The organism is Streptomyces sp. NPDC102279, assembly GCF_044766365.1.
In the GTDB taxonomy this organism is placed as follows: Bacteria; Actinomycetota; Actinomycetes; order Streptomycetales; family Streptomycetaceae; genus Streptomyces.
Map to the genome: position 1 here is coordinate 15972 of NZ_JBIWLU010000016.1, position 11884 is coordinate 27855.

Below are 11884 nucleotides of genomic sequence, written 5' to 3' on the forward strand. Positions count from 1 at the left end.
GGACCGGTCCGAGCACGGCATGACATATTCCGCTAGCGTCCCCGCATGGAGCAGCCCGGGAACGGCGATGTGATCGTGGTCGGCAGCGGGGTCGTCGGACTGACGACGGCCGTGGTGCTGGCCGAGGCCGGACGGCGGGTCCGGGTGTGGGCACGGGAGCCCGCCGAGCGGACCACCTCGGCGGTTGCCGGAGCGCTGTGGTGGCCGTACCGCATCGAACCGAAGGCCCGTGCCCGCGCGTGGGCGCTCACCTCCCTCGCCGTGTACGAGGAGTTGGCGGCCCGGCCCGCGGAGACGGGCGTACGCGTGGTCGAGGGGGTGATGGGCGAGACGCGGCTGGACGAACTCGGCGACTGGGCGGCCCGGGTGCCGGGGCTGCGCACGGCGACGGCGGACGAGTATCCGGGGACGGCGCTGTGGGCGCGACTCCCGCTGATCGACATGCCCGTGCATCTGCGGCTGCTCCGGGACCGGCTCCTCGATGCGGGCGGCACGATCGAGGAGCGGGCGGTGACGGACCTGGCCCAGGTTCCGGCGGCGGTCGTCGTCAACTGCACGGGGCTCGGGGCCCGTGCGCTCGTCCCGGATCCCGCCGTACGGCCCGTGCGCGGGCAGCTCGTCATCGTGGAGAACCCGGGGATACGCGACTGGCTCGTCACCACGGACCCGGCCGCCGGCACCACGACGTACGTCTTCCCGCAGCCGGACCGGCTCGTCCTCGGCGGTACCACCGACGAGGACGACTGGTCGCAGGACCCCGACCCTGACGTGGCGGCGGCGATCGTCGAGCGGTGCGCGGCGCTGCGGCCCGAGATCTCCGGGGCACGGGTGCTCGACCACCGGGTGGGCCTGCGGCCGGTACGGGACGCCGTGCGGCTGGAGCGTGAAGTGCTGTCCGACGGGCGGGTGTTGGTGCACAACTACGGTCACGGGGGCGCCGGGGTCACCGTGGCGTGGGGCTGTGCGCGGGAGGCCGCCGGGCTCGTGAGCGCGGCCGCCTCCCGCTGAGAGCGGTCGTTCAGGTGCGGCGGGTCAGCGCCCCTCCCCCGGCACGCGGAGGGCGGCGCCCGGATCACGTACGCCGTCGAGCACGGACGCGGCGGGGGCCGGGACGGAACCCGCCGTCGCCCGCGCGAAGGCCGCCGCGCCGCCGACGAGCGGGACGCGCGCGGACGTACGGGCCAGGTCGAGGGTCAGGGTCGGTGTGCTGGACGGCGGGTCGATGAGGTCCTTGTCGGTGCCCGCCACGATCAGCGCGAGGCGGTGGCCCTCGGGGACGACGTGGTCGGTCGCCGCGAGGTCGAGCGTGATCGTGTAGGCCTTGCCGGGCGTGAGCGGAACGCCGTGGCCCGAGGCGTGGTTGCCGAGATCCGCCCAGCCACGGCTCAGCACGGTGAAGCCGACGTCCGCGGTGGCCGCCCGGGTCTCCTTGTAGCAGGCACTGTCGCCCGTGGTGCTCGCGCCCCAGCAGGTGCGGTCGGTGAGCGTGGTGATGCCCTCACCGGAGCCCGCGTAGTCGCGGACGGTGTCCGGTCCGAGGTCGACCAGGACCGCCGAGAGATGGGCCGTCGAGGTGGTGGGGGTGGCGGTGACGGTGACCTCGGAGGAACCGGAGAGCCGCAGGTCGCGGGTGAGCGCCCCGGTGACGAAGCCCGCCTTCTCCGGCGTCTTTTGGTCGATGTGCGCGGCCCAGTCCGTCTCGCTCAGCGCCGGGTCGTCGGTGAAGGTCCGCGTTCCCGAGCCCTTGCGGAGGGCGAGGGTGCCGACACCGTCCTGGGCGCCGGTGCCGGGGCGCAGGGTGGTCGCCGCGGTGGTGCGGGGCGGCCAGAGCGCCGAAGTGGTCCACCGGTCGGGGTGGCGTTCGATGTCGGCCATCGGCTCGTCGTCGATGCCGTTGTCGTAGCCGAGGAGTTCATGGTCGAACCAGCGGTGGAGGGTGTCGACGAAGGCGGCGCGGCGGAAGTCGAAGGGATCGACGTGGCCGGTCTGGGAGAGCCAGATCTTGCGCTCGACACCATGCTCGGCGAGGGCGCTCCACCACTGGCCGAAGTTCTTGGTGCGGACGTTGAGGTCCTGCATGCCGTGGACGAGGAAGACGCTCGCGCGTACCTTCGACGCGTCCTTGACGTAGTCGCGCTCGGTCCACAGGGGTGTCCAGTCGCCGCTGCGCGGAGCCCCGTCCACCAGCTTCTGCTGCACCGCCGCGCACTTGGCACGGGCGTCGGGGCTGTCGACGTAGCCGGAGAGCCAGTCGGGGCCGGAGTCGTAGAGCGGGGCGCCCTGGGCGAAGTAGTAGTCGTACCAGGAGGAGATGGCGCTGATCGGCACGATGGTCTTCAGGCCCTTGACGCCGGTGGCGGCCACCCCGTTGGCGATGGTGCCGTCCCAGCTCTTGCCGATCATGCCCGTACTGCCGTCGGTCCAGCCCGCCTTGGCGGTGGCGGCGCCGGTGCGGGTGGTGTATCCCCTGGCCCGGCCGTTGAGCCAGTCGACGACCGCCTTGGCGGACTGGACGTCGGACCGGCCGCCCACATCCACGCAGCCGTCGGAGCGGTTGGTGCCGGCGAGGTCGACGCCGACGAAGGCGTAGCCGCGCGGCACGAAGTAGTTGTCGTAGAACAGCGGCATCTGGACGACGTGGCCGTTCGCGTCGTACGTCTTCAACTGGCTCTCGTTGCCGCGACCGCAGCACGAGTAGTAGGGGCTGGCGTCCATGATGACGGGGACCTTGCGGCCCTGCCGGGCGGGTTCGCGGGGGCGGACGATGTCGACGGCGACCCGGTCGGACTTTCCGTCGCTGTCGCCGTCGAGTCCGGTGTCGACCCAGACGGACTCCCGGATCGCGTTCTCGTACGAGTAGACCGGGGTGCTCTCCCGCGGGGCGCCGTGTGCGGCGGCGGCAGGGGCGAGGAACGCGGCCATCAGGGCGGCCACGGCGGCCGTCGCGAGCGATCTCCAGGTCGTGAAGCGCATGCGGCGCACGGGTATCGGCATGCGCGGAAGGTACCCCGGTCAACTCCCTTGCAAAAGGGGGGAGATGAGCGACGGGCGGGGTGGAGGGTCACATGTCGGCCGAATGGCGATCGTGTGACGGGGGTGGCCGTGGACATGACCGGGGCCACAGGGACTCAATAGGCTCCGGACAGACTTCATGCCCCCACGACTTGGAGCCCCACGTGCACCGCAGACTCATCGCCCCGGGCGCCCTGGCCGCCTCCCTGCTGCTGGCGATCCCGGCATCGGCGGCAAGCTACACACCCGGAGCACCGGGCATCGGCGACCCCTACTACCCGGCCTACGGCAACGGCGGATACGACGTCTCCCACTACGACCTGCGGCTCACCTACCAGCCACGGACGGACGAACTGGAAGGAACGGCAACCCTGCTGGCGACCACCACGCAGGATCTGTCCCGCTTCGATCTGGACTTCCTGCTCGACGTGAGCGAGGTCCGGGTCAACGGCGCGAAGGCGTCGTTCTCGACGTCGGGCGAGCACGAGCTGGAGATCACCCCGGCGAAGCCGCTCGCCAAGGGCACGCCCGTCACCGTCGTCGTCCGCTACAGCGGAGTGCCGTCCACGAAGTCCGCGTACGGCTTCTCGACCTGGCACCGCACGCCGGACGGCGCCGTCGCCGCGGACGAGCCCGAGTCGGCCTGGTGGTGGTACCCGAGCAACGACCACCCGCTCGACAAGGCCACGTACGACGTGTCGGTGGCCGTCCCGGACGGCACCCAGGCGATCTCCAACGGCACACTGCAGTCGTCGAGTTCACGGCTCGGCTGGACCCGCTACAACTGGCGGTCGAACAAGCCGCAGGCCACGTACCTGACGACCCTCGCGGTGGGGAAGTTCGACATCACGACCGGTACGTCCGACGGCGGCGTCCCGATCGTCAACGCCTACAGCAAGGACCTCGGCGACAACGACGGCGCGGCGCGCGCCAGTGTCGAGCGGACCGGTGAGCTCGTGGACTGGCTGAGCGGCTACTTCGGGCCGTATCCGTTCAGCTCCGCGGGCGGGTACGTCCCCAACACCACGACCGGGTACGCGCTGGAGACGCAGACGCGGGTGTACTACAGCCCCCGGCAGTTCGCGAACGGCTCCAACACCTCCGTCGTCGTGCATGAGTTGGCGCACCAGTGGTACGGCGACGACGTGTCGCTGAAGGGCTGGAAGGACATCTGGATCAACGAGGGCTTCGCGCGGTACGCGCAGTGGCTCTGGTCGGAGCACGAGGGCGAGGGCACCACACAGGAACTCGCGGACTACACGTACGCCTCGCACCCGGCGGACGACGTGTTCTGGACGGTCGCGCCCGGCGACCCCGGGGCGGAGAACCAGTTCGACGCGGCGATCTACGACCGGGGCGCGCTGGCGGTGCAGGCCCTGCGCAACGAGGTCGGGGACGACGCCTTCTTCGCCGTCCTGAAGGGGTGGCCGAAGGAGCACGCGTACGGGAACGCGTCGGTCGACGACTTCCGCACGTTCGCCGAGCGGGTGTCCGGGCGGTCACTGGACGCGCTCTTCGACACCTGGCTGTTCCAGCCGTCGAAGCCCGGCGCTCCGGCGGCGCGGGGTGCGGGTCTGGCCAAGTCCGCGGTGGCGGACCGGGGTTCCGTGGCGCGGCCCACGTCGTGGAGGAAGATCGCGGCGACGGATTCGGTCCACTCGGGCACGGCCCGCGGGCACTGAGGGGCGCACACGGGCCGAGTCGCCCACACCTCCCTGGGGGTGAGCCGGTGTCCGTCCCGCACTCGCCCTCAGGGCTCCGCCCCCCCGTCCGGTCACACCGGGGCCGCTGCCTCCGACTCGGCCGTCCGGGACAGGAGTTCGGCGCGACTGATCGCCTCGGCGCGGGTCGAGGGCACGGTGCACGCGTGGGCGCCGGCCACGGCGCCGTACAGGGCGCAGCGCCGGAGCGGCTCCCCGGTCAGCCGGCCGAAGAGGAATCCGGCGGCGAACGCGTCCCCGGCGCCGTTGGAGTCGACGACGAGTGCCGGGGGCGGTACCGCGGGCACGTGGATCAGTTCGTCCCCGGCCAGCAGGTACGCGCCCTCGGCGCCGGCCGTGGCGACGACCACCTCGGCCCGGCCGCGCTCGCTGACGCGCCGCATGGTGCGCTCGGGGTCGGCCAGCGCGGTGGTGGAGACGAACACGATGTCGGCGGCGTACGCGAACGGCTCGTGGTACGGGTTCTCGCCGTCCCAGTTGTGCAGGTCGGTCGACAGGGTCACCCCGGCCTCCCGGAGGGCCGGAAGGGCGTACGCGCAGGGGTGGGTGATGGACACGTGGGCGTGCCTGCTCGCCCCGGCCAGCTCCCGCACCGTCCGCTCCGGGAGCCGGTCGGCGTCCCCCGAGCGGGTGTTGTCGTACAGGGACAGCCGCCGCCCGTCCGGCCCGACGAGATTGACGGCCCGCTTGGTGCCGGCGGCCTGGGGTACCGCGGTGAGCGGGATGTCCCGGTCGCGGTGCAGGGCCCGGACGAGGTCGCCCTCCGGGTCGTCGCCGAGCATGTCGAGGTGGTGGGTGCGCAGGCCCAGCTCGTGGAGTCCGAGGGCGACGAAGTCCCCGGTCTGTCCGGCCCGTGTCTCGATCCCGGGGCGGATCATGTAGCTGTCGGCGTACGGAAGGGGCAGCTCGGGCACGTGCACGATGGTGTCCACGCCCGCGCCGCCGAGGACGAGGACGTCGATGTCGCGGCTCATGACTCTCCCTGTCGGATGCGACCAGCGAGTCAAGCAGCCTCCGACGATTGCTGCAAGGAGTTGCGCAACGTCTCGCAATTCCTTGCAGCGGCACAATCTTCGACGGCCACATCACGACGGCTCAGCCCCCGCTCAGCCCCCGTGGTCGTACACCGTCACCACCGGGCCACGACTCACCAGACGCGCCTCGACGAGCGGCTCCACCCGTGACCACCTGCCACCGGCCAGCCCGCAGCCGATGCGTGGCATGTGGACGGACGCGCCGAGTTCGACCGCCTTGTCCGCCAGCAGCCCGAGCGCGGTGTCGATGGCCTCGTAGCGCACGGGGGCACCCTTGCTGCCCGCGCGTATCCCCCGCTGCCCCACCAGGTTCGCCACCCACAGGTCCCCTTCGACCTGGACGAACTGGGCGGCGCCCAGGCCGAAGTCGTTGCCCGCACGGGCGCGGTGCCAGGCGCGGTACGCGGCCTCCGGTTCCGGCCAGCGGCGGGAGAGGGCCGGCACGAAGCCCTTTCCCCAGCCCCCACGTCGTTGCAGACGTGGGCGATCACCTTGGCGCCCTTGACCGACGGAGCGGTGGCGTCACCCCGGACATACCTGATCCCCGACATGACGCCACCGTAAGGGCGGCCACTGACAGTGGCCCCGGCGCGCGAACCCGTGAGCCACGGAGCCCCGAGCGCGCAGCTCTTCGGCGCGTCGCCCGTGCGCTACTTCGTGAACCCGCTCAGTTCCTCGTCCTGGGTCTTGGTGACCCGGCGGCGGACGCCGAACCAGCCGGCCACGAGCAGCACGGCGATCAGGGGGACGAGGAGGAGGGTCTTCCGGCCGACCTCGGGGTCGTTCCACATCAGGCCGAGGACGGCCAGCAGGAAGGCGATGGTGACGATCTCGGTCACCGGGCTGCCGCGCAGACGGAACGAGGGACGGGTCACGAGCCCCTCCTTGGCCCGGCGGACGAACACCAGGTGGCAGATCATGATGATCACCCAGGTGCTGATGATGCCGAGTGACGCCACGTTCAGGACGATCTCGAAGGCCTGGCTCGGCATGAGGTAGTTCAGGACGACACCGAGCACGCACACCGCGCAGGTGAGCAGGATGCCGCCGTACGGGACCTGGCTGCGGTTCATCTTCGCGGTGAACCGGGGCGCCGAGCCCGCCATGGCCATGGAGCGCAGGATGCGGCCGGTGGAGTACAGGCCGGAGTTCAGCGACGACATGGCCGCCGTGAGGACGACGAGGTTCATGACGTCACCGGCCGCGGGCACACCGATCTTCGAGAGCACGGTGACGAACGGGCTCTGGTCGGCCGTGTAGACCGAGCCGGGCAGCAGGAGGGCCAGCAGGACGACCGAACCGACGTAGAACACACCGACGCGCCACATGATCGAGTTCACCGCGCGCGGAACGACCTTCTCCGGCTCCTCCGTCTCACCGGCGGCGACACCGACCAGCTCCAGCGCGGCGTACGCGAAGATCACGCCCTGCATCACGAGGACGACCGGCATCATGCCGTGCGGCAGGAGCCCGCCGTGGTCGGTGACCAGGCCCGGGCCGGGCGTGTGGCCGCCGACCTCGTGCTGCGTGGCCAGCAGGAAGATGCCGATCAGCATGAAGCCGACGAGGGTGGCGACCTTGATGATCGCGAACCAGAACTCCATCTCGCCGAAGATCTTCACCGAGATCAGGTTCACCGCCAGCACCACCGCGAGGGCGATCAGCGCCAGCACCCACTGCGGGATGTCGGTGAAGAAGCTCCAGTAGTGGGTGTAGAGCGCGATCGCGGTGATGTCGGCGATCCCGGTCGTCGACCAGTTGAGGAAGTACATCCACCCGGCGACGTACGCGCCCTTCTCACCGAGGAACTCCCGGGCGTACGACACGAAGGACCCCGAGGAGGGCCGGTAGAGGACGAGCTCACCGAGGGCGCGGACCACGAAGAAGGCGAAGGCGCCGCAGATGAGGTAGGCGACGGCGAGCGCGGGCCCCGCGTCGCGGAGGCGGCCGCCGGCGCCGAGGAAGAGCCCCGTGCCGATCGCGCCGCCGATGGCGATCATGTTGACGTGGCGGGCCTTGAGGCCCTTGCTGTAACCGGCGTCGCCCGCGTCCGCGGGCGACTGGGTCGCACCGGTGCGGGAGGCGGCCCCGGCCGTGTCTACGGCGTCCTTGCTCACGGGTGGATCTACCTTCTGGTGCGCCCCGGCACACGGGGTGCGCGGGTGTCCGGATGTGCCGGGCCCGCGCTGTCTTCGACGGTCCGCGGGCCAAGGCGCCGCCTGCCCAGGAGGATCACCTCCCATGCGGTGGCACGCGTCACACCAGGGAACTTCTCACCCGGCGATCACGAGGTGCACGGCTTGTGACGGGCATGTGCGGCCCGCACCCCGCCGCCGTCACGCACCCGGCCGACCTCCTGAGGTCACGCGGTCCGGCCGTGTGAGGGCACGCTTTCCGGACACGTGTGACCGCGTCGTCCGGGTGTGTCCGATCACGCTCTACGACCTCACTGTCACCGTGGGTGCATGGCTTCGACCCAGCCCCGCCGGGCGCCAAGGACGAGGCGGGGCGGCGGATCGAGGCCGGGAACGGGCGAGGCGACAGGGCGGGGGTCCGTCGCCGGGCGCGCTCCGTCGTCCCGAGCGGGCCGCACCCCGCGCCGGTCCTGGACAACCGCTTTCACAACTCTGGTGGGACAGCAATACTGTTGCACCGCGCGGTCACCGGTTCACCGGAGCGCGCGGTACGACGCGAGAGGCGAGGACCTGCCATGACGACGGACACCGGGGAGCCGACGCTCACGGTCGACGAGCTGGCCGCACGGGCGGGCGTCACGGTCCGCACGGTCCGCTTCTACAGCGCCCGGGGCCTGTTGCCGCCTCCGGTGATCGGACCTCGGCGCGTCGGCCGGTACAGCCAGGAGCACCTGGCGCGGCTGGCCCTCATCGAGGAGTTGCAGCACCGGGGCATGACGCTGGCCGCGATCGAACGTCATCTCACGCAGTTGCCGCCCGGCCTGAGTGCGCACGATCTCGCCATCCACCGCGCCGTGGTGGCCTCCTGGGCACCCGAGGCGACGGAGGAGGTGACCCGTGCGGAGCTGGAGCGGCGGGCCGGGCGCCCCCTCGACGACGAGGACCTGGAACGGCTCACCGCGATGGGCGTCGTCGAGCGGGCGGGCGACGCCGTTCGGCTCGACCCCGGGCTGCTGCGGCTCGGGGTGGAACTCCTCGATGTGCCCCTCGCGCACGAGACGATCCTCGCCGCCCGGACCGTCCTGCTGGAGCACTCGCGGGCGGCGGCCCACGAGTTGTCCGCCCTGCTGCGGGAAGCGGTGGGCGACCGCGAGTCCGTGGCGGCCGTGAAGTCACTGTCGGCGCACATGCAGCCGTTGGTGGTGCAGGCGCTCCTCACCACGTTCCAGCGGTCGCTGAACGAGGAACTGCGGGAGTGGCTCAAGGAGTCCTGACCGGGCGCCGCGCGGAACGCACCGGCAGGCCGGTCCGCCGGTCACGTCGAGTGTCCGGCCGGCCAGGAAGCCCCTCCCCTCGTCGACCACGTGCAAGAGGGTCGGGACGAGGTCGGCGCGACCGGGGAGGACTCCGGCCGCGATCACGTCGACGGTGAGGCCGTACGGCCCCCGCGCGGCCGCCAACGCCCTGCTGAGGCCGCTCGGTCCGGCCGCCGAGGCGGTCCGGGCGCGGAAGCGGTCCGGGCGGCGGCGGGGCCGACGGCGTGGGGACGGCCGCGGCGATGATCACGACGCGGGCCCGGCGGGCGGCCTGGAGACACGGTAGGCGGCCCGGGACATCAAAAACGTGGAGAAGGGCCCGACCGTGAGGAGCGGGACACCGGTTCACCGGCCGGCGTCCGATGGCCCGCCCCTCGGATCCCATCGCCTGTGCCGAGGGGTGACAGGTCACCCCTCGGCACAGGCCCGGGTCAGCTCGCGTCGGTGAAACGCTCGCCCTTGTCCGCCTTCTCGACCAGCAGCGCCGGCGGGGTGAACCGGTCGCCGTAGCGCTCGGCGAGCTGCCGCGCGCGGGCCACGAATCCGGCCGGCCCGGTGCCGGCGGCGCCCTCGTAGCCGTTGACGTACTGCAGGACGCCTCCGGTCCAGCCGGGGAACCCGATGCCGAAGATGGACCCGATGTTGGCGTCGGCGACGGAGGTGAGGACGCCTTCCTCCAGGAGCCGGACCGTGTCCAGCGCCTCGGAGAAGAGCATGCGCTCCTTCATGTCCTCGAACGGGATCTCGTGCCCCGCCCGGGTGCTCCGGTTGTCCTGGGGGCGGCCCCCGGAACCCCCGAAGTGCTCGCGCAGTCCCGGCCACAGACCGCCGCGCTTGCCGTCCTCCCCGTACTCGTAGAAACCACCGCCACCGCTGCGGCCGGGGCGGCCGAACTCGTCGACCATGCGGTCGATGACGGCCTCCGCCGGGTGTGTCTCCCAGGTGCCGCCCGCCTCCTCGACGGCCCGCTGCGACTCCTTGCGGATCTTGCGCGGCAGGGTGAGCGTCAGCTCGTCCATCAGGGAGAGGACCTTGGCGGGGTAGCCGGCCTGGGCGGCGGCCTGCTCGATGGAGGCGGGCTCGATGCCCTCGCCGACCATCGCGACACCCTCGTTGATGAACTGCCCGATGACGCGGGAGGTGAAGAAGCCCCGCGAGTCGTTGACGACGATCGGGGTCTTCTTGATCTGCCGCACGAGGTCGAAGGCGCGGGCGAGCGCCTCGTCACCGGTGCGTTCGCCCTTGATGATCTCGACGAGCGGCATCTTGTCGACGGGCGAGAAGAAGTGCAGCCCGATGAAGTCCTCCTGCCGCTCGACGCCCTCCGCGAGCGCGGTGATCGGCAGGGTGGAGGTGTTGGAGCAGAGGAGGGCGTCGGGTTCGACGACACTCTGGATCTCCTGGAACACCTTGTGCTTGAGGGAGGTGTCCTCGAAGACGGCCTCGATGACGGCGTCGCAGCCGGCGAGGTCGTTCGGGTCCGCGGTGGCCGTGATGCGGGCGAGCAGGGCGTCGGCCTTCTCCTGCGTCGTACGTCCCCGGGAGACGGCCTTGGCGCACAGCTTCTCGGAGTACGCCCTGCCCTTGGCCGCGGCCTCCGCCGTCACGTCCTTCAGGACGACGTCGATGCCCGCGCGGGCGCACGAGTAGGCGATGCCCGCGCCCATCATGCCCGCGCCGAGCACGGCGACCCTGCGGACGGGGCGCGGCTCGATGCCCTGCGGCCGGTTGACGCCGGAGTTGACGGCCTGGAGGTCGAAGAAGAACGCCTGGATCATGTTCTTCGAGGTCTGGCCGGTGACCAGTTCGGTGAAGTAGCGGCCCTCGATGACCAGCGCGGTCTCGAAGTCGACCTGGGAGCCCTCGACGGCCGCCGCGAGGATGTTGCGCGGGGCCGGGTAGGGCGCGCCGCCGAGCTGCTTGCGCAGGTTGGCCGGGAAGGCCGGCAGGTTCGCCGCGAACTTCGGGTTGGCCGGGGTGCCGCCAGGGATGCGGTATCCCGGCTTGTCCCAGGGCTGCCGGGACTCGGGGTTGGCGTCGATGAAGGCGCGCGCCTTGGCGAGCATCTCCTCGGGGGTGGCGGCCACTTCGTGGACCAGGCCGTTCTCCAGGGCCCGCTGCGGCGCGTACTGCGTGCCCTGGAGCAGGACCTTGAGCAGCGCGTCGGCGATGCCCATGAGGCGGACGGTGCGGGTGACACCGCCGCCGCCGGGCAGCAGACCGAGGGTGACCTCGGGCAGGCCGATCTTGGAGCCGGGTGCGTCGAGGGCGATCCGGTGGTGGGAGGCGAGGGCGATCTCGTAACCACCGCCGAGGGCTGCGCCGTTGAGGGCGGCGACGACAGGCTTGCCGAGGGTCTCGATGCGGCGCAGCGCGGACTTGATGGCGGTGCCGGCCTCGAAGACCTGCTGGGCGTCCTCGGGACCCGCGTGGATCATGTCCTTGAGGTCGCCGCCCGCGAAGAAGGTCTTCTTGGCGGAGGTGTAGATGATGCCGCGGATGGAGTCCTTCTCGGCCTCGGCGCGCTCGGCGACGGCCGCGATCGAGTCCTTGAAGGCCTGGTTCATGGTGTTGGCGGACTGGTTGGGGTCGTCGAGGACGAGGGTGACGACGCCGGTCTCGTCCTGTTCCCAGCGGATGGTGGTGGGCTCAGTGCTCATCAGGGG

General features: G+C 71.5%; 7 protein-coding genes and 1 pseudogene. 3 read left to right on the plus strand and 5 right to left on the minus strand.

Features of this window, described 5'->3' with window-relative positions; all coding sequences use genetic code 11:
- Positions 1–45 precede the first annotated feature (45 nt).
- Positions 46–1008: an FAD-dependent oxidoreductase gene (locus ACIRQH_RS34195; protein ID WP_388876870.1), complete on the plus strand. Its 963-nt coding sequence runs from the start codon at positions 46–48 to the stop codon at positions 1006–1008.
- Positions 1009–1032: 24 nt separating this feature from the next.
- Here ACIRQH_RS34195 and ACIRQH_RS34200 read toward each other — a convergent pair whose 3' ends face one another.
- The gene (locus ACIRQH_RS34200) at positions 1033–2994 is read right to left on the minus strand and encodes a Xaa-Pro dipeptidyl-peptidase (RefSeq protein WP_358820711.1); all 1962 of its coding nucleotides are present in this window, start codon (positions 2992–2994) and stop codon (positions 1033–1035) included.
- Between the two features lie 182 nt (positions 2995–3176).
- Here ACIRQH_RS34200 and ACIRQH_RS34205 point away from each other — a divergent pair, with 182 nt between their 5' ends.
- Complete coding sequence (locus tag ACIRQH_RS34205) at positions 3177–4694, plus strand: M1 family metallopeptidase (RefSeq protein WP_404228709.1); 1518 nt, start codon at positions 3177–3179, stop codon at positions 4692–4694.
- Between the two features lie 92 nt (positions 4695–4786).
- Here ACIRQH_RS34205 and ACIRQH_RS34210 read toward each other — a convergent pair whose 3' ends face one another.
- From ACIRQH_RS34210 to ACIRQH_RS34220, 3 genes and pseudogenes are all read right to left on the minus strand, one after another.
- On the minus strand, positions 4787–5707 hold the full coding sequence (locus ACIRQH_RS34210) for an adenosine kinase (RefSeq protein ID WP_404228712.1): 921 nt from the start codon (positions 5705–5707) through the stop codon (positions 4787–4789).
- A 132-nt stretch (positions 5708–5839) separates the two neighbouring features.
- A pseudogene (locus ACIRQH_RS34215) lies at positions 5840–6318 on the minus strand (macro domain-containing protein).
- A 99-nt stretch (positions 6319–6417) separates the two neighbouring features.
- Positions 6418–7884 carry an amino acid permease gene (locus ACIRQH_RS34220; protein ID WP_404228714.1) on the minus strand — a complete coding sequence of 489 codons (1467 nt, stop codon included), beginning with the start codon at positions 7882–7884 and terminating at the stop codon, positions 6418–6420.
- Between the two features lie 593 nt (positions 7885–8477).
- Here ACIRQH_RS34220 and ACIRQH_RS34225 point away from each other — a divergent pair.
- Positions 8478–9176, plus strand: a complete 699-nt coding sequence (locus ACIRQH_RS34225) for a MerR family transcriptional regulator (RefSeq protein ID WP_358820716.1) — start codon at positions 8478–8480, stop codon at positions 9174–9176.
- 473 nt (positions 9177–9649) lie between these two features.
- Here ACIRQH_RS34225 and ACIRQH_RS34230 read toward each other — a convergent pair whose 3' ends face one another.
- Positions 9650–11878 carry a 3-hydroxyacyl-CoA dehydrogenase NAD-binding domain-containing protein gene (locus ACIRQH_RS34230; protein ID WP_404228717.1) on the minus strand — a complete coding sequence of 743 codons (2229 nt, stop codon included), beginning with the start codon at positions 11876–11878 and terminating at the stop codon, positions 9650–9652.
- Positions 11879–11884: the final 6 nt, after the last annotated feature.

Excerpts from the sequence above, each read along its gene's own strand:
- ACIRQH_RS34195 (WP_388876870.1), top strand. The coding sequence starts at position 46 with ATGGAGCAGCCCGGGAACGGCGATGTGATCGTGGTCGGCAGCGGGGTC.
- ACIRQH_RS34200 (WP_358820711.1), bottom strand. The coding sequence starts at position 2,994 with ATGCCGATACCCGTGCGCCGCATGCGCTTCACGACCTGGAGATCGCTC.
- ACIRQH_RS34210 (WP_404228712.1), bottom strand. The coding sequence starts at position 5,707 with ATGAGCCGCGACATCGACGTCCTCGTCCTCGGCGGCGCGGGCGTGGAC.
- ACIRQH_RS34225 (WP_358820716.1), top strand. The coding sequence starts at position 8,478 with ATGACGACGGACACCGGGGAGCCGACGCTCACGGTCGACGAGCTGGCC.
- ACIRQH_RS34230 (WP_404228717.1), bottom strand. The coding sequence starts at position 11,878 with ATGAGCACTGAGCCCACCACCATCCGCTGGGAACAGGACGAGACCGGC.